We start from the raw sequence: 16,726 nt of genomic DNA on the forward strand, positions 1-16,726 counted from the left end.
GGTAGTCGGAAAGCTCATATGGTGTCCACCAGCGACAGGAAAATCAGTGCCCATGGCAAGCCGCCGGCCAAGAGTGCCAGGCCGGACCCACCGACGGCCAGGCCCAGGCCGCGCCGGCGCGGTGATCTGGAACCCAAGATCCTTGCGCCGACCAGCAGCGATGCGAAGGCCGTGATGATGAACGTGGCGGCGAGCATGATGCGATATCCGGCATGGCTGTCTATCGGAAAATGACCCAGTAGCCAGCCGACGCCGAACGCCGCCGCGAACACGAGCTGGACGACGATCGGTGCTGATCGAGTAGCCGTCCGCCAGACATCGTTGTCCTGTGCCCGAATTCGTGCGCACAGTCGATTCAGCATGTCCGTCCTTTCAGTGCAGGTGCTGCAGCACCTGGTAGATCACGGTGGCAGGGATGACGGTGACGGCGATGGTCAGGGGAGTTGCGAGGTAGCCGATGAGGATGCCGCGCCCGACCTGGCCGGCCGCGTCGGGTAGCTCGCGCATGAACAGTCCGGTCGGCACCACCACGACTGTTGCGATCACAAAGAAGAAAACGCTGGCGAACCACAACGGCAGCCAAGCCCACGTCGCGGTCTCGACGATCGCGATGGTCGCCACCGCGGCGAGGAAGCCGCGTGGTCCATAGGGAGCTGCCGGGGCAGGGGTGGTCATGACGGCTCCTTCAACAGTGGTCAGCTGGCTGGTTGCGACGACACGGATGGCGGCGCATAGACCGGCCCGAAATCATGGGCCGCCGCGTCGTCGAACGCGGCGAAGCGCGAACTGCCGACGCCGACCTCGTGGTGGATCGGCAGATTGGTGACCGGTCCCAACCAGGTATTTCCCGAGTGCGCCGGATCGATCAACACCGTGTGGGTGTCACCACTCGGCAGATCCTGGTAAACCTCCAGCGACGGGTAATTGGTACGTGTTCCGTCGATATAGACGCCGTCGTGTCCAGGGGTGAACACCAGGTCGCCGTTGACGCTGAGTCGATTGTCGCGCAGTGGTCCGTGCGCGTCCGTCGTGAAGCCGGGCACCAGAGGGTTGCCGGCGTCGTACTTGATGCGAACCGACCCGTCAGCGGCTTGCGAGACGCTGCCTTGGGGGACACCGACCGCCACTCTGCCCGGGCCGCCACTGGCGTTGAGTTCAACCGACGGGTTCTGCCGCATCACCACGATGCCGTTCTCGTAGTCGATGTAGGTGGTGACCTTGGTGTCCTCGGGATCAAAGCGCGCATCGGGACCACGATCGTTGCCGAAGTCGCGAGAAAAGAGGCCGCTCTTGACATCCCGCTGGGGGATCCACTGCGATGCGCGCACCACGCCTTGCCCCGGCACCGGATCGATCCGGGCCACCCGAATCTCGGATTGCGTCCCCTGGAACTTGGGGTCATAGGTATTGGGATCCAAGGCCGCCGCGGTAGCCCAGTCCGAGGCCGACGCCGGGTCGCGGCCGAAGGACTCCCGGAACGCGTCGATCTGATTGAGCCGGCGTTTGTCGTCGGTGGCCGGACCCCGTTTGAAGGAGTGGTCTACAGCCTGGATGGTCGGCCGCTGGCGGCCCTCGGCCGAGTAACCGCCACCCAGAGAACGCACCGACCGCGCGCGGGCCTGGCTGTCGGCGACGGTGTCGGCGATCACCTGATGAATGTCGTGGGTCTTGGCGGCCAAGAACCGCTGGAACTGGCGGGCTCCGGCGGGAGTGTCCAACGCCAGCGCACGGTGGTGGGCCAGCGCTTCGCGGATCTCGGCCTCGATGCTGTCGAGCCGTGTGCGCCCGAGCAGGGCCACCTGCGCGGCACCGCGCACCGTCGCCAGGAAAGCCCGGTCGGCCTGCATGGACCTCTGCAGTCGCCGCGTCAGGACATCCTCGCGCGCTCGCGTGGCATCGGCGTGGGCGCCGAGTTCCTCGGGCATACCGGCGACGCTAGTTCAGCGACGGCGATCCCGGTATTCACCCGAGGTTGAGTCTTGAGCGTCAGTCCTTGAAGTACACCAGCTGATGCGTGCTGGCCAGCAGCTGTCCCGCCCGTGACCACAGGTGCGCACTCTGATCGAAGTAGCCGCGCGAGAACCGGTTGGCGTGTGCGCTGGCGAGCAGGAAATCGCTTCCGAGCGCATCGATTTCGCCTTGGTCGGCATGAAAATAGGTGGTCAGGGAGATAGTGCCGGCCGGCAGGAAGCGGCCGCTGCGCAGAAACACCCGGGGGAAGAACACGTCCGACAGGCACGCCAGCGCCGCGAAGTCCAGCGGCCGGTCCTCGGCGTCGCGCACCCACAACGTGGTGGTCGACGATGCGCTGGGTTCTACCGTCTTGAGGGGCACCGGGCCGTCGGTGAAGCGCATGTCATAGCGCGTAGCCCAGACGATGGCGTCGACGAACTTGCCGGGGGCGACGTCCTCGGGAGCGGGCACACTCGGCGGGTGGCTTTCGTCGTCCGCCCAGGTGTCGCGATGCAGGCCGAGCAGCGCGGTTGCGGTGGTCTTGACCTCGTCGCCCTGGCGCAGCTCCAGCACCCAGTGCTGGTTGCTGCGGTTGGTTCGGGCGGCGCGCAGCGAAATGTCGAACTCGCCGTCGGCGATCGGTGCGGCGAAGTTGACGGTCAGCGCCAGCGGGTCGCCGATGCGCTCGGGGTGCGATTCGACGGCGCGCAGCAAGACCGCAGCGGTGATCCCGCCGAACGGCCCCACCATGTTGGCCCACTCCGGGTGGGTGACGCCACGAAAAGTCCCGGCGTCGACGGTCTCGAGCTGCATGGCACGGTCGAAGGGGTGTGAGGTCACGGGAGTCCTTACCGGTGATCGGAGCGGTCCCGGTCACGCTATCGCGGGCGTACCGCCGACCACATTCGTCCCGTCCGTAGCGTCCGCAGGTGAATAGGGTCTGTTCGATTTGGATATCGCATGCGCTACTACCGTCCCGCGGCGACACGGGTGATAGCGCATACGATATCCAATTCGAACACGACCACACCCGACGTTGCAGGGGCGGATGTGGCGCCTGGGAAATCAGCCGGGATTGGTCGCGGTGACCACCCAGGTGCGGCCCGGGAACTGCACCACACCGTCGACCCGTTGGCGGCGCAACTCGTCACGCAGCTCATCGACCGCCGCGGCCCAGCCGTCGGCACCTAGCCTGGCCTCCAGTTCGGCGCGGGCCTGTTGTCCGGTGCGGTTGGCCAGGATCAACGCCAGCCGCTCCTCGACGCCGTCGCTACCGCCGATCCCGAAGTTGCAGACCCCGTCGAACGCTTCCAACGCAATGTCGTGCCAGCCGGCATCGGTCAGGATGGCTCGCACCCGCTCGGGATTGCCGAATGCCAGCGGACCAGGCGCGGCGGGATCCAGCGCTGCCGGAGGTGATTCCAGCTTGGCGGCCAGGACGTCGATGCCCGCGGTGAACATCGGATTGTCGCCTTCGCGCCAACACACGAACGCCAGCCGGGAGGTCGGGGCCGCCGCCCGGCGGATGTTGGTGAACGCGACCACCGGATCGTCGAAGAACATCACCCCGAACCGGGAAATGAACCGGCCATACGTCGCCCCACCCGCGGCCGCACGCAAATCCATGGTCTGGGCGTCGCCGAGGCTCACGGTGGCCTCGGGGACCCGCCGGCGCGCCGCCTGCACCATCGGCTCGGAGATATCCACGCCGAACGGCATGGCGCCCAGGTCCGCGGTGCGCTGCAGCAATGTGCCGGAGCCACAGCCGATGTCGAGCACCCGCTCACCTGCGGTGATGTCGGCGGCCTGCATGACCGCGTCGGCGAACGGTGCCAGCACCGCCTCGAAGATCGCCGCGTTGTCCACCCAATCGATACCCTGCGCCGCCCAGGCCTGCTGCTGTTCCTCGTTCGCCATGCCTGAAGCGTAGGGGCCCAAAGTCAGGGTGGATGGCCCGCGGCCCATGATGTTGTTCTAGGTCAACACCCCGGCGAAGGAATCCCACATGCCCGACGCTCCGCTGCGTGACGATCACCTTGAGCTGCTGCGCCGTCGCGCGCTCACCGAGGACGCGGCCCGACCGCACGCGGTGCAGCGCCGACACGACGCCGGGGGCCGTACCGCCCGCGAGAACATCGCTGACCTGGTCGACCCCGGCACCTTTGTGGAATATGGGCGGTTCGCGATCGCGGCCCAACGCGCCCGTCGCGACATCGACGACCTCATTGCCAACACCCCCGGCGACGGCCTGCTGGGGGGAACCGCCACGATCAACGGCGCGCTGTTCGGGCCCGAACGCGGCGCCTGCGCCGTGTTGTCCTACGACTACACCGTGTTGGCGGGCACGCAGGGCGCGATCGGCCACTTCAAGAAGGACCGTTTGTTCGAGCTCATCGAACGGATGCGCCTGCCCACCGTCTTCTTTGCCGAGGGCGGCGGTGGCCGGCCCGGCGACACCGACTATCCGACGGTGTCGTCACTCGATGTGCCGGCATTCGCCTTGTGGGCCAAGCTGTCCGGGCTGGTGCCGCGTATCGCGGTGGTCAAGGGCCGCTGCTTTGCCGGCAACGCGGTGATCGCGGGTGTCTCGGATCTGATCATCGCGACCGCGGACACCTCGATCGGCATGGCGGGCCCGGCGATGATCGCCGGCGGCGGATTGGGCCACGTCGCGCCCGATGATGTGGGTCCGTTGTCCGTGCAGGCACCCAACGGCGTCGTCGACGTTGTGGTGGCTGATGAAGCCGAGGCCGTCGCGGTGACCAAACGAGTCCTCGGCTACTTCCAAGGTGCAACCGCCCCCGGCTCGGCGGCAGACCAGAACGCCTTGCGCACCCTGATTCCCGAGCGGGCACGGCGGGCCTATCCGCTCAAGCCGATCATCGAGACCATCGCCGACGCAAACTCGGTGACGTTCCTGCGGGAGCGGTTCGCGCCCGAGATGGTCACCGCATTGGCGCGGATCGACGGCCGCCCAGTCGGGATCATCGGCAACAACACCATGGTGATGGCCGGGGCCATCACCGCCGCCGCCTCCGACAAAGCCGCGCGTTTCCTGCAGCTGTGCGACGCCTTCGGGCTGCCCATCGTGTCGCTGGTCGACTGCCCCGGCTATATGGTCGGTCCGGCCGCCGAAGCAGAAGCGCTGGTACGGAGGGCTTCTCGGCTGCTGGTGGCCGGCGCGGCGCTGCGGGTGCCGCTGATCGCGGTCATCCTCCGGCGTGGCTACGGGCTGGGTGCCCAGGCCATGATGGGTGGCAGTCTGCATGAACCGGTGCTGACCGTGGCCTGGCCGGGCGCGCATCTGGGTCCGATGGGGCTCGAAGGTGCGGTCCGGTTGGGGCTGCGCAAGGAACTCGATGCCATCGCGGATGTCGATGAGCGGGAGGAACGCGTCCGGCAGGCAACCGCCATTGCGCAGGAGAATGCCAAAGCGCTCAACGCCGCAACGCTTTTCGAGATCGACGACGTGATTGACCCCGCCGAGACGCGCGGTCTGATCGTCGCAACACTGGCGGCGTCGGCCGGGTTCGGGCGAGACGTCCCACCGCGGCGGTTCGTCGACACGTTCTAAAGGCGGCCCTCTTCCTGTCTGGGGTCTTCATCTGCTAGGACGGAAAGAGGCCGGCGACCGTGACAGTTCGTCGGTGTCACACTCAGCGACGCGGAATCGTCTACATGACATGAGCAGGTACCGGAACATTCGCTATGACCGCAGCGAACACATCGGAACGTTGGCGTTGTCGCGGCCCGAGAAGCGCAACGCGATCAACCCGGCGATGCGCGCGGAGTTAGACCACCTCGGCAGCCAATTGCTGGCCGACGAGACCCTTCGCTGTCTGATCGTCACCGGTGACGGGCCCTCCTTCTCGGCCGGCATCGACCTGGTCGAAGACATGGCCGGGACGTTGACCGAGTTCGCCGAGCGACCCCTCGATGACGAGACCGTGGAGCTCGGCATTCGCGTGGCCGGGACCTTCGAGTGGATTCCCCAGCTCGGCTGTCCCAGCGTCGCAGCGGTGCGGGGGCACGCCTACGGGGCGGGCCTGCAGCTGGCAGTGGCCTGCGACTTCCGCATCCTCGCCCATGATGCCCGAGTCGGTTTGACCGAAACGCGTTACGGTCTGTTGCCCGACATGGGTGCCACGTTTCGACTCCCGCGACTGATCGGGGAGGGGCGAGCGCGAGAATTGATCCTGCTCGGCGAGGTCATCGACGCGGCCGAGGCCCTGCGCATCGGACTGGCCAGCCGCGTGGTCGGCGACGACGAACTTGATTCCGCGGCTCGCGAATTCGCTCAACGTCTCGCGAGTCAACCGCCGGTCGCGGTCCGTGGGGCGCGGCGTGCCATCGAGGCCGGCCGAACCCTCGACGACGCCGCCGGCCTACGAGCCGCGGTCACCGAACAGGCCCGCTGTTTGGCGTCCGACGAATTCCAGAAAGCCACCCCAAAGCAGACAAGGTGATTTCATGACCAGCGACCTGCCCTATATCGACGAGCACACGCTACGGATCGACGCGCCCCGCAACCGAGTATGGAGCGCCCTGCAACGCTATGTCGAGGCCATGTTGCGCGGCAACGAACGCAATCCGCTGCTCGCGCCGCTCGGCCTGCAGCCCCGCGCCGGCTTCGAGGTGGCCGAACGCGTTGAGCCGCAACGACTCGAACTGGCCGGACGGCATCGCTTTTCGCGCTACCGGCTGGTGTTCGAACTCACCGACGATCAGGCCGGTGCGACGCGCGTGCACGCCTACAGCTACGCGGCGTTCCCCGGACTGCACGGCGGCATCTATCGCGCCCTGGTGATCGGGACGCGGATGCACGTCGTCGCGACGAACTACCTGTTGCGGGGGATTCGCGCGGCCGCGGTAGCAACCGGGTAGAAGCGGGGTTCGCCGATCACGCCGCCGAGCGCAGATCCCGGTCACCGCTGGCCGGCTGCGGTTGCGGCCGATCTCGCAACGGCGTCCACCCGACGTAGGTCAGGTACAGCCCGACCAGCGCGAACAGCACGTACGCGGCGCGCGGCCACCCCTCGGCGCGCATCGCGAGGTTCGCGCTTGACATGCCGGCGTAGGGAAACACCGTCAACGAAAGCCCCTTGAGTAGGGTGATCCAGCCCGTCACCGAGACGCAGATGGCCGCAGCGCCGTGCCAAAGCCGGTGCAGGGTCACCACCGTCAATCCGGACAGCAGGGTGAACGCCCCAGCCTCCCACAGCAACAACGGATCGGGTCCGAAGTCCGAGGCCTGTGCCCACGCCTGCGGGGCACCGGATAGGGCCGCCGCGGTGACGATGACCAGGAACGGACCGATAACGCGGGCGAACATCCGCGTGCGGGCCTGAGATTCCTCCGACACACTCATCGCGCTGCCCTCCTGGACCTGGTTTCACCAGGTTACGAGCATTGTGTGCCGCGTCAGCGGCCGGTGGTGGTGTCCAGTGTCAGATCCCAGGCCGACAGCCACGGTGTGATGGTCTGGGCGATCGAGAAGGGATGCGGGTCTTCGCACTTGGGCTCGGAGTAGGTGCCATCGGACACCGCGATGTAGATGCCGACCGCCTCGGCGGCACCATCGTCGCGCAGTCGGTACACCGGCCCGCCGGAGTCGCCGCAGGTACCGCCGGCTTCAAACCGGACCTTGTTCGCCTCGCTGGCCACCACCGGACCGCACACCGGTCCGCCGCTGCGGATTCCGTAGTGACACAGCACATCACCGACGGAGACATACTCGGCTACTCCGACCACCGGATGCCCATCGATGACCGAGGTCAAGGGAATCTTGCCCGGATCGTCCAGGGTGATCAGCCCGATGTCGTAGTCATCCCAATTGCTGCCGTCGCTGACGGTCTCGGTGAAGGTGCCGATGGTGCGATAGGCGAAGGCGCCGCCGTGGCGGATCACCACGTGCCCGGGGCCGCCGCCCGGGTTGCAGTGCCCGGCCACCAGCAGCCCGGGCCGGCCGTCGCGGGTGTGCACCAGGAATCCGGTGGTGCAACTGATGCCCGCCGCATCGCCGCCGGGGGAGACGTTGATGCCGATGCCAGGCCCGATCGCGTGCGCCATCGGGATCGGGACCAGTGGGTGCGCCGGGTGGGTGCGATTCACCTGGTACAGGCCGATGAAGATCGCGGCGACGACGACGGCGGTCCCGATCCGCCATGCCGCCGTCTTCACCGTTTCCCAGCGGCCCCGTTCCGTCACCGTGGCAACGGTAGCGGTTGCGTAGGCTGGCCAGATGGCGTCCCCGATATTGACCGCCGACTTTGCCCGCGAGTTCCCCGAACTCGCGCAGCCCTGGCAGGCCGCCACTCCGCCGGAGCCGAAGCTGCTGGTGCTCAACGAGAAGCTGGCCGCCGAACTGGGCTTGGACCCGGCTTGGCTGAAAAGCGCCGAGGGCCTAAAGCTGTTGACCGGTACCAACGTTCCCGAGGGCGCCACCCCGGTGGCCCAGGCCTACGCCGGACACCAATTCGGCAACTACGTGCCCCTGCTCGGCGACGGGCGCGCCCTGCTGCTCGGCGAACTCGCCGGCGACCACCGCCGCGACATCCACCTCAAGGGTTCCGGGCCGACTCCATTCGCCCGCGGCGGCGACGGTTTGGCCGTCGTCGGTCCGATGTTGCGCGAATATGTCGTCAGCGAAGCCATGTACGCACTGGGGATACCCACCACCCGCTCGCTGGCGGTGGTGGCCACCGGAGCACAGGTGCAGCGGGAGGCGCCGGTGCCCGGGGCGGTACTGACCCGCGTCGCCGCCAGCCACCTGCGGGTCGGCAGCTTCCAGCTGGTCGCCCAGCAGGCCCGGGCCACCGGCGACCTGGGGTTGCTGCGCCGGTTGGCCGACTACGCGATCGCCCGGCATTACCCTGATGCCGCACAGGCCGAAAACCCTTACCTCGCACTGTTTCAAGCGGTCGTCGAAGCCCAGGCGTCGCTGATCGCACGCTGGATGCTGGTCGGCTTCGTGCACGGCGTGATGAACACCGACAACATGACCATCTCCGGGGAGACCATCGACTACGGGCCGTGCGCATTCATGGAGGCCTACGACCCGGCGACGGTGTTCAGCTCCATCGACCACGCCGGGCGCTACGCCTATGGCAACCAGCCGCTGGTCGCGCAGTGGAACCTGGCCCGGTTCGCCGAGACCATCCTGCCGTTGTTTGCCGCCACCGAGGAGCTGGCGCTGTCGGTGGCGGTGGAAACCCTCGAAGGGTTCATGCCGCGCTATCACGGCTTTTGGTCGGCGGGGATGCTGGCGAAGTTCGGGCTGTCCGCCAGCGTGGAGGCCGCTGCGCTGATCGACCAGGTATTGGCGCTCATGACCGACAACCAGGTGGACTACACCTCGTTCTTCCGGAAGCTGGCCGCTGCCGGGCGCGGGGAGACCGACGCACTGCCCGCGGTGTTCGGCGACTGGCTGGGGCACTGGCGGGCCATGCAGCCTGACGTCGAGGCGATGGACCAGATCAATCCGGTCTACATCGCCCGCAATCACCTGGTGGAGCAGGCGTTGACGTCGGCGATGCGCGGCGATCTGACGCCGGTGGAACAGTTGCTGGGCGTGATCGCCGAGCCGTACCGGCAGCGGGAGGGCTTGGAGGAATACGCCGCGCCGGCACCGCCAGAATTCGGTGCCTACCGCACGTTCTGCGGGACCTGACGGTCGCGGCCCATCAATCCGGGGTGGACAGCGCGGCCTCGTGCGTACTTCCGTGGGCCCGATGCGCGCCATGATGGGCCGGCACGTGCGGGGTCCGCAGTCCCGGCGGCGCGGCATGGCGGCCCGCCCCACCGCCGTTCTCACTTATCTCGAAGCGCCGCGCCAGCCGGGCCAGCGGACGAGGTGCCCACCAGTTCCAACTGCCCATCAGATGCATGAACGCCGGCACCAACACCATGCGGATCAGCGTGGCGTCCACCAGCACCGCCAGCGTCAGCCCGAGGCCGAGCATCCGCATGAACGACACCTGCGCGGCGATCAACGCGGCGAACGAGATCGACATGATCAGCGCCGCGGCGGTGATCACCCGGGCGGTATGCGCCAAGCCCTGCGACACGCTCTCGTCGTTGTCGGCGCGGGTGCGACCCGAGGCCAGCCAGTACTCCCGGATCCGGGACACCAGGAACACCTCGTAGTCCATCGACAGCCCGAATGAGATGCAGAACAGCAACACCGGCACGTTGGCGACCAGCATCCCGGTGGGGGTCGTGCCCAGCGCACCCAGGTGCCCGTCCTGGAATATCCAGACCAGCGCCCCGAATGCGGCGCACAGCGACAACACATTGAGGATCAGGGCCTTGATCGGCAATACCAGGCTGCCGGTCAGCAGGAACAGCAGCCCGAAGGTGATGACGGCGATCAGCCCCAGCACCTGCGGCAGCCGGTCGGTGATCGCATTGACACTGTCCCGGTTGATCTGTGCCAGCCCACCCATCTGCACCGGCCGCTGGTCCGGGCCCGGCACCTGATGCAACAGATCGAGCTGGGTTTCGGAGCGCTGCGAAAACAGCGGGGCGGTGCTGGACACGGTCAGCAGCACGGTGTCGTCCTTGACGCCGGTGGCTGCCGAGGGATCGCCCACCCGGCTGCCGGCGACGAAAGTGCCGGTCGGTGCCGACACCGAGGACACCTCCGGAACCCGGGACAGCTCCGCGGCATAGCGGTCCAGCTCCCCGGGCGCGATGCCGTTCGCGTCGCGAACCACGATCGGTACCGCGCGGTCGGAGTCGTCGGCGAAATCCTGGCGAAGCGCGTCGCCGACCTGGTGCGCCGACGCGCTGCGCGGCAGCACCCGGTCGTCGGGGTAGCCCCACTTCACCCCGAGGAACGGCACTCCGACCGCCACCAGCAGGGTGACCACCGCCAGGCCGATCGGAACCGCGTGGCGGGAAACGAATCTCGTTGACCGGTACCAGAATCCTTCTTCGATCGGTTTGGCGACGGGCTCGGGCCGCCGCAGCAGCCGCCGAATCGGGCGACGCAGGTTCAGCGCGTCGAGCCGGGGTCCCAGCAGGGCGATCGCCGCCGGCGTCACCACGATCGCCGCGATCGCCACGAACGTCACCGTCGCCACCCCGGCGTAGGCGAACGACTTGAGGAAATACATCGGGAACAACACCATGGCCGCCATCGACAGCGCGACGGTGATCGCCGAGAACAACACGGTGCGACCAGCGGTGGTCATCGTCCGGATCAGCGCTCGATCGGGGGCAACACCCTCGGCCAGTTCGTCGCGGTAGCGGTTGATGATCAACAAGGTGTAGTCGATCGCCAGCGCCAAACCCATGGCGGTGGTGAGGTTCATCGCGAAGATCGACACATCCGTGCCCAGGGTGATCAGTCGCAGCACCGCCATCGAGCCGACGATCGCGAGTCCACCGAGCGCGACCGGCAATGCCGCCGCCAACAGACCGCCGAAAACCCACACCAGCACCGCGAAGCTCAGCGGGATGGCGATCGACTCCATCAGCAGCAGGTCATGTTGATTCTGGTGATTGATCTGGGCATAGACCATCGCGCCGCCCCCGGCGCGAACGCTGACCCCGTCTCGATCGTGGGCCACCTGGTCAGCCAGGGTGCGGGCGTACTTCTGTGCGTCGTTCTCGCCGCCGCGCAGGTTGGCCACGATCAGACCGGCGGAGCCGTCGGTGCTGGTCAGTCGGGCTGCCGCCGATGGCGGGTCCGTCCATGGCGAGGCGACGTTGAAGACGTGCGGCGAGTGCTGTAGGACGCCGGCGATCTCGGTGCCTACCGTGCGGGCCCGCTCGCTGTCGGCTCCGTCGGGCGAACTCACCAGAATCAGCAACTGCTGGTCGCTTTGGCCGAACTTGTCGGTCAGCAACTGGGTGGCCTGCGCGGATTCCGAACCAGGATCCTGAAAGCCCCCCGCGGACAGGCTGTCGGCCACGGGAATCCCGAACACCGCGGCGGCGACCATCACCAGCCCGGCCAGGACTAGGACGCGGCGTGGAGCGGCGAGGGCCAGCAGGGCGATCCGGTGCAGCACGTAGTGACCTTCCGCCGAAATGGTCCACCGGAGGTGCCGACGGCACCCCTAACGACAAGATACGTAGTGGATGGCGCGGGCGTTCAATATTCGCCGGCTATGCCGTGGCGTTGAACCACGGCCGCGGCGGCACCGTGACCTCGACATGAACAACACTCCGACCGTGGCCGCCGTAGCCGTGGAATTCCCTTCTCACCAGCACCGTCAGGGCGAGGTGATGGCCGCCCTGTCGGACTTCGCCGGTCCAGACTTTCAGCGCTTCGCCGCCCACAGTGGTGTCGCCACCCGCCAGCTGGCGCTGCCGTTGGCGCGCTACCCGAAGCTCAGCGGCTTCAGCGAGGCGAACGACGAATACCTTGACATCGCTCTGGATCTGAGCGAACGAGCACTGCAGGCTGCGCTGGATCGCGCCGGGATCGCGCCGTCGGAGGTCGATGTCGTGTTCTCCACGACGGTCACCGGTTTGGCCGTTCCCTCGCTGGAGGGGCGGCTGGTGACGCGGATGGGCCTTCGTTCCGACGTCAAACGCATCCCGCTGTTCGGCTTGGGCTGCGTCGCCGGCGCGGCGGGCCTGGCACGGGTCCACGACTACCTGCGTGCCTTTCCCGACCATGTGGCGGCCCTGGTCGCCGTCGAACTGTGCTCCTTGACGGTTCAGCGCGAAGACCTTTCGGTGGCAAACCTGGTTGCCGCCAGCCTGTTCGGTGACGGCGCCGCGGCGGTCATCGCGACCGGTGCCCGACGCTCGGCGCGCGGGCCGAGGCTGTTGGCGACGCGAAGTCAGACCTACCCCGACACCGATGACGTGCTGGGGTGGAAGATCGGCAGCGAGGGGTTCAGCATCGTCTTGTCGGTGGAGATCGCCACGATCGTTGAGAAATACCTCGGCGACAATGTTCGTGAATTCCTGGCCGATCACGGCCTGGTCAGCGATGACATCTCGACCTGGATCGTGCACGCCGCCGGCCCGAAGATCATCGATGCGATCGAGAACCTGCTGCACCTGCGGTCGGAGGCGCTGACGCCGACCCGAAAGTCGTTGCGTGACCACGGGAACCTGTCCTCGGTATCGGTCCTGGATATCCTCGACGGCATCGAATCCGATCCGCCGCCGCCTGGATCACTGGGGCTGATGATCGCGATGGGGCCGGGTTTCTCCGCCGAACTCGTCCTGTTGGAGTGGTAGGCATGTACTACTTGCTGGTCCTGGCGGTGGGCGTTGAACGGCTCATCGAGTTGGTGGTGGCCAAAAACAACGCGCGGTGGGCGTTCGCCAACGGCGGCGTCGAATTCGGGCACAGTCACTATCCGGTGATGGTCAGCATCCATTCGGCGCTGCTGGTCAGCTGCGTTGCCGAGGTGTGGGTGTTGCACCGACCATTCATCCCCTGGCTGGGCTGGCCCATGTTTGCGGTGGCGGTTTTGAGTCAGGTGCTGCGCTGGTGGTGCGTGCGTACGCTCGGCCAGCGTTGGAATACTCAGGTGATCGTTCTGCCGGAAAGCCCGCTGGTGCAAGGCGGGCCGTATCGCTGGATCCGTCATCCCAACTATGTGGCAGTGGTACTCGAGGGGTTGGCGCTGCCGTTGATCCACACCGCCTGGCTGACCGCACTCTGGTTCGGCCTGGCCAACGCGGCGGTGTTGCGGGAACGGATTCGGGTGGAGAACGTCGCGCTGGGGTACCGGTGATCGGCTTCGACACCGACCTGCTGATCGTGGGTGGCGGGCCGGGGGGACTCGCCGCGGCGTTATGTGCGCGACAGCAGGGACTTTCGGTAGTCGTTGCCGATCCCCGGGCCAGCCCGATCGACAAGGCCTGCGGCGAGGGCCTGATGCCGGGCGGGCTGGCCGTGTTGAAATCACTCGGGGTGGACCCGGTCGGTATGCCGCTGCGCGGCATCAACTATCTCGACGAGCAGCGCCGGGCCGAGGCGCGGTTTCGCAACGGCCCGGGGCGCGGCGTGCGACGTACGACGTTGCATGCCGCCATGACAGATCAGGCCAAACAGAACGACGTCGACTGGATCGCGACCAAGGTCGACGGCGTAGTCCAAGATGCCGAGGGGGTCACGGCGGGCGGCCTTCGGGCCAGGTGGCTGATCGCCGCCGACGGGCTGCACTCGGTCGTTCGCCGCGCCGTCGGGATCTCCTGCGCCGCGGGCTCTCCGCGGCGCTACGGGCTGCGCTGGCACTACCAGGTTCCGGCGTGGTCCGAGTTCGTGGAGGTGCACTGGTCACGGTGGGGCGAGGCCTACGTGACGCCGGTGGAGCCGGGCCTGGTGGGGGTGGCCATCTTGTCGCCGCACCGCCCGCAGCTTGACTGGTTTCCGTCGCTGGCCGCCCACCTCGGCGACGCGCAACGCGGCCCTGCCCGCGGCTGCGGACCGATGCGGCAACTGGTTTCGCGCCGCGTCACCGGACGGGTGCTGCTGGTCGGTGACGCCGCCGGCTACGAGGACGCGCTGACCGGTGAGGGCGTGAGCCTGGCCGTCAAACAGGCCGCAGCCGCGGTGGCGGCGATCGTCGATGACAACCCCACGTCCTACGAGCGCGCCTGGCACTCGATCACCCGCCGCTATCGACTGCTCACCCGGGGTCTGGTGCTGGCCAGCGCGTGGCAGCCGGCCCGACGGGCTGTGGTCCCCGCCTGTTGTGCACTGCCGGCGGTATTTGACCGCGCGGTGCATCTGCTGGCGCATTGAGTGTCCGCTCGATGGCGGACAGCACCATCTGAGTGGAGCCGCGGGAACCGATGGTGATGCGCACGGCGCCGTCGGGATAGTTGCGCACCCGCAGTCCGCTGTCGGCGAAGACTTCGCTCCACGGCCGGCCCATCGCCGGCAGGTACACAAAGTTCGCGTGGGAATCGGTGGTGTACACCCCGGATGCCCGCAGCCGGGCACGCAGATAGCCGCGTTCGGCGACGATATGGGCGATGCGCTGCTCCAGTTGTGCCCCTGCCTGATAGGAGGCCGCCACCGCCACCGTGCAACCGGCGCTGATACCGAACGGCAGCTGCATCGACCACAGCAGGCCGGCCAGCTTAGGTGCCGCCAAGGCGTAGCCGATCCGGAGCCCGGCCAAACCGTAGGCCTTGGAGAAGGTGCGCAGCACAATCACATTCGGGAAGCGCGCAATGAGCCTCGGGACGTCGATGCGCTGGTGTGGGGCAACGAATTCGATGTAGGCCTCGTCGAGCAGCACGATGGTGTCGGCAGGAACGTCGGCGACCAGCCGTTCGACGTCGGCGACGGTCTCCAGGGTCCCGGTCGGATTGTGCGGGCGGCATAACACCACTACCCGGGCATCCCTGGCGGCCCGGGCCATCGCGGTCAGATCGAGATGGCCGTAGCCATCGAGGGGGACGTCCACCGCGGTCAGGCCGGCCATCTGGGCGAAAGCGGGGTAGCCCTCAAAGGTGGGCTTGCTCAGTACGATCCGCTCGCCAGGAGCCGCCGCCGTCTGCAGCACCCGCATGGCCAGCCCGGACGCTCCCGGTCCGAGCGCAACATTCTCCTCGCTCACCCCGGCATGCTCGGCCACCAGTCGGCGTAGCCGGGTGGGCAGGAATTCCGGATACCGGTTGGCCGCACCGATGAAGTCGACCAGCGCCGCGCGCACCGCGGGCAGCGGCGGTAGCGGGTTCTCGTTGAGCGACAACGCATACGGGTCGACTGCCGGCGGTAGTGCGCTACAAAGCTGCGTAGTACCCGAATCCGCTTGCGCCGCAGAGGTCATTGTGGTCGTCCGCCCCAACGGATGGCCGCCGCGCCGGCGAAGTCGCCGGCGTGTGCGAAGCCGGCCATCACCACCACCTCGCCCGGCTGCACCCGGTTAGTGGTGATCGCGCGATCCAGGTTGATCGGGATGCCGGCGCCGAACAGGTTGCCGCACTCATCGAAGGTGTCGACATGTCGTGATTCGGGTACTTCGAGCGCTTCGCGCCAATTGCGCAGAAATACCCGGTTGGGCTGATTGGTGACCAGCAGCCCAATATCCGCGGGAGACAGGCCGTTGCGATGACAGACCGCGAGGGCGACTTCGGGAACCTGCCGGTTACCGCGCGCGAGCACCTTGGTGATCTTGTCTTCGGTGAAACCGATGTAGGCGGCACCGGGCCCGGGCTGCCACCACTTACGGGGCGGGTCGGTGTTGTAGGTCATGTCGCCGGCGTACTGGCCGTAGGTCCGGCACTCGGCATCGAGGATCGGCGACTGATCTGATCGGGTCAGCAGCCCGACCGCGGCGCCGTCACCGGGAACCGACGCCTGCGACTTGGGCCGCACGGCGGGCTGATCGAAGACCTGGCCGGCCGCGTTCTGCGCGATCGCGATCAACGCGGATTGCCCCGCGCCGGCCGCCAACAACTGCCGGGCCACCCCCAGCCCCAGCACGAAAGCCGCGCAACCGCCGTTGTGCAGATCCAGCACGGTAGACGGACGCATCCCCAACCGGTGGGCGATGCCGCCGCCGGCGCCGCAGAACGGGATGTCCGGCAACTGAGTGTGGGTGATCAAGATATCGACGTTCTCGATGACCTCGCGGCGGTGGCGCTCGATGATGCCCTGCGCTGCCTGCTCGATCATGTCGGCCGCCGTCTCGTCCTCGCCGACGTGATGGCGGAATCGGGGCGCGCGGAACATCAGGTTGTCGCGCAACGCATCCGACTCGGCGTACTGCGTGTAGTAGTCGGCGCCGATGGGTTCACCGGGAAGATAGCTGGAGACATCGATCAGGCTGACGGCAGATTGGTCCAT

Annotated in this window: 17 protein-coding genes; 7 read left to right on the forward strand and 10 right to left on the reverse strand. The window is 67.4% G+C overall.

Annotated features, from left to right (window positions below):
* Window positions 1-14 precede the first annotated feature (14 nt).
* The 5 genes from MJO54_RS03380 to MJO54_RS03400 all read right to left on the reverse strand — a co-directional run bounded on the left by MJO54_RS03380 (window position 15) and on the right by MJO54_RS03400 (window position 3,870).
* Window positions 15-362 (reverse strand): hypothetical protein, encoded by a 348-nt coding sequence (locus MJO54_RS03380; protein ID WP_052741369.1) that lies wholly within the window; start codon window positions 360-362, stop codon window positions 15-17.
* A 10-nt stretch (window positions 363-372) separates the two neighbouring features.
* The gene (locus MJO54_RS03385; protein WP_046286820.1) at window positions 373-675 is read right to left on the reverse strand and encodes a hypothetical protein; all 303 of its coding nucleotides are present in this window, start codon (window positions 673-675) and stop codon (window positions 373-375) included.
* Between the two features lie 20 nt (window positions 676-695).
* Entirely contained in the window at window positions 696-1,925 is a 1,230-nt protein-coding gene (locus tag MJO54_RS03390) for a DUF4226 domain-containing protein (protein ID WP_240175645.1), read from the reverse strand.
* Window positions 1,926-1,986: 61 nt separating this feature from the next.
* A complete protein-coding gene (locus MJO54_RS03395; RefSeq protein WP_192830660.1) occupies window positions 1,987-2,766 on the reverse strand; it encodes an acyl-CoA thioesterase in 780 nt (259 codons plus the stop codon).
* Window positions 2,767-3,018: 252 nt separating this feature from the next.
* Window positions 3,019-3,870, reverse strand: a complete 852-nt coding sequence (locus MJO54_RS03400) for a class I SAM-dependent methyltransferase (protein WP_240175646.1) — start codon at window positions 3,868-3,870, stop codon at window positions 3,019-3,021.
* Window positions 3,871-3,958: 88 nt separating this feature from the next.
* Between MJO54_RS03400 and MJO54_RS03405 the strand changes: the two genes are divergently transcribed.
* From MJO54_RS03405 to MJO54_RS03415, 3 genes are all read left to right on the forward strand, one after another.
* On the forward strand, window positions 3,959-5,527 hold the full coding sequence (locus MJO54_RS03405; protein ID WP_064889345.1) for an acyl-CoA carboxylase subunit beta: 1,569 nt from the start codon (window positions 3,959-3,961) through the stop codon (window positions 5,525-5,527).
* Between the two features lie 109 nt (window positions 5,528-5,636).
* Complete coding sequence (locus MJO54_RS03410) at window positions 5,637-6,419, forward strand: enoyl-CoA hydratase/isomerase family protein (protein WP_240175647.1); 783 nt, start codon at window positions 5,637-5,639, stop codon at window positions 6,417-6,419.
* A gap of 4 nt (window positions 6,420-6,423) precedes the next feature.
* Complete coding sequence (locus MJO54_RS03415) at window positions 6,424-6,837, forward strand: hypothetical protein (protein ID WP_046283341.1); 414 nt, start codon at window positions 6,424-6,426, stop codon at window positions 6,835-6,837.
* Between the two features lie 16 nt (window positions 6,838-6,853).
* Here MJO54_RS03415 and MJO54_RS03420 read toward each other — a convergent pair whose 3' ends face one another.
* Both MJO54_RS03420 and MJO54_RS03425 read right to left on the reverse strand, forming a co-directional pair.
* Window positions 6,854-7,321, reverse strand: a complete 468-nt coding sequence (locus tag MJO54_RS03420; RefSeq protein ID WP_240175648.1) for a hypothetical protein — start codon at window positions 7,319-7,321, stop codon at window positions 6,854-6,856.
* A gap of 53 nt (window positions 7,322-7,374) precedes the next feature.
* Window positions 7,375-8,160, reverse strand: a complete 786-nt coding sequence (locus tag MJO54_RS03425; RefSeq protein ID WP_240175649.1) for a chymotrypsin family serine protease — start codon at window positions 8,158-8,160, stop codon at window positions 7,375-7,377.
* Window positions 8,161-8,194: 34 nt separating this feature from the next.
* Between MJO54_RS03425 and MJO54_RS03430 the strand changes: the two genes are divergently transcribed.
* Window positions 8,195-9,622, forward strand: coding sequence for a protein adenylyltransferase SelO (locus MJO54_RS03430; RefSeq protein WP_240175650.1), 1,428 nt, complete (start codon window positions 8,195-8,197; stop codon window positions 9,620-9,622).
* Between the two features lie 13 nt (window positions 9,623-9,635).
* Here MJO54_RS03430 and MJO54_RS03435 read toward each other — a convergent pair whose 3' ends face one another.
* On the reverse strand, window positions 9,636-11,969 hold the full coding sequence (locus MJO54_RS03435) for an MMPL family transporter (RefSeq protein WP_240175651.1): 2,334 nt from the start codon (window positions 11,967-11,969) through the stop codon (window positions 9,636-9,638).
* 145 nt (window positions 11,970-12,114) lie between these two features.
* Here MJO54_RS03435 and MJO54_RS03440 point away from each other — a divergent pair, with 145 nt between their 5' ends.
* From MJO54_RS03440 to MJO54_RS03450, 3 genes are read left to right on the forward strand one after another with little or no spacing between them, the layout of a single operon-like run.
* Window positions 12,115-13,155 carry a type III polyketide synthase gene (locus MJO54_RS03440; RefSeq protein ID WP_046283344.1) on the forward strand — a complete coding sequence of 347 codons (1,041 nt, stop codon included), beginning with the start codon at window positions 12,115-12,117 and terminating at the stop codon, window positions 13,153-13,155.
* Window positions 13,156-13,157: 2 nt separating this feature from the next.
* Complete coding sequence (locus MJO54_RS03445; RefSeq protein WP_240175652.1) at window positions 13,158-13,658, forward strand: isoprenylcysteine carboxyl methyltransferase family protein; 501 nt, start codon at window positions 13,158-13,160, stop codon at window positions 13,656-13,658.
* On the forward strand, window positions 13,655-14,671 hold the full coding sequence (locus MJO54_RS03450) for an NAD(P)/FAD-dependent oxidoreductase (protein ID WP_240175653.1): 1,017 nt from the start codon (window positions 13,655-13,657) through the stop codon (window positions 14,669-14,671). Before MJO54_RS03445 ends, MJO54_RS03450 begins: the two co-directional genes overlap by 4 nt.
* On the opposite strand, the gene MJO54_RS03455 is transcribed toward MJO54_RS03450, so the two are convergent.
* Window positions 14,556-15,707, reverse strand: coding sequence for a pyridoxal phosphate-dependent aminotransferase (locus tag MJO54_RS03455; protein WP_240175654.1), 1,152 nt, complete (start codon window positions 15,705-15,707; stop codon window positions 14,556-14,558). The two genes, MJO54_RS03450 and MJO54_RS03455, sit on opposite strands and share 116 nt — an antisense overlap.
* Complete coding sequence (locus tag MJO54_RS03460) at window positions 15,704-16,726, reverse strand: 3-oxoacyl-ACP synthase III family protein (protein ID WP_240175655.1); 1,023 nt, start codon at window positions 16,724-16,726, stop codon at window positions 15,704-15,706. The genes MJO54_RS03455 and MJO54_RS03460 overlap by 4 nt, the downstream gene beginning before the upstream one ends.

This window comes from Mycolicibacter virginiensis, from assembly GCF_022374935.2.
GTDB classification, from domain to species: Bacteria; Actinomycetota; Actinomycetes; order Mycobacteriales; family Mycobacteriaceae; genus Mycobacterium; species Mycobacterium virginiense.

Bases quoted from the DNA above. Each gene is read 5' to 3' on its own strand.
- MJO54_RS03380 (WP_052741369.1), bottom strand. From the start codon at position 362: ATGCTGAATCGACTGTGCGCACGAATTCGGGCACAGGACAACGATGTC.
- MJO54_RS03385 (WP_046286820.1), bottom strand. From the start codon at position 675: ATGACCACCCCTGCCCCGGCAGCTCCCTATGGACCACGCGGCTTCCTC.
- MJO54_RS03390 (WP_240175645.1), bottom strand. From the start codon at position 1,925: ATGCCCGAGGAACTCGGCGCCCACGCCGATGCCACGCGAGCGCGCGAG.
- MJO54_RS03395 (WP_192830660.1), bottom strand. From the start codon at position 2,766: ATGCAGCTCGAGACCGTCGACGCCGGGACTTTTCGTGGCGTCACCCAC.
- MJO54_RS03400 (WP_240175646.1), bottom strand. From the start codon at position 3,870: ATGGCGAACGAGGAACAGCAGCAGGCCTGGGCGGCGCAGGGTATCGAT.
- MJO54_RS03405 (WP_064889345.1), top strand. From the start codon at position 3,959: ATGCCCGACGCTCCGCTGCGTGACGATCACCTTGAGCTGCTGCGCCGT.
- MJO54_RS03410 (WP_240175647.1), top strand. From the start codon at position 5,637: ATGAGCAGGTACCGGAACATTCGCTATGACCGCAGCGAACACATCGGA.
- MJO54_RS03415 (WP_046283341.1), top strand. From the start codon at position 6,424: ATGACCAGCGACCTGCCCTATATCGACGAGCACACGCTACGGATCGAC.
- MJO54_RS03420 (WP_240175648.1), bottom strand. From the start codon at position 7,321: ATGAGTGTGTCGGAGGAATCTCAGGCCCGCACGCGGATGTTCGCCCGC.
- MJO54_RS03430 (WP_240175650.1), top strand. From the start codon at position 8,195: ATGGCGTCCCCGATATTGACCGCCGACTTTGCCCGCGAGTTCCCCGAA.
- MJO54_RS03440 (WP_046283344.1), top strand. From the start codon at position 12,115: ATGAACAACACTCCGACCGTGGCCGCCGTAGCCGTGGAATTCCCTTCT.
- MJO54_RS03445 (WP_240175652.1), top strand. From the start codon at position 13,158: ATGTACTACTTGCTGGTCCTGGCGGTGGGCGTTGAACGGCTCATCGAG.
- MJO54_RS03455 (WP_240175654.1), bottom strand. From the start codon at position 15,707: ATGACCTCTGCGGCGCAAGCGGATTCGGGTACTACGCAGCTTTGTAGC.
- MJO54_RS03460 (WP_240175655.1), bottom strand. From the start codon at position 16,726: ATGGACCAATCTGCCGTCAGCCTGATCGATGTCTCCAGCTATCTTCCC.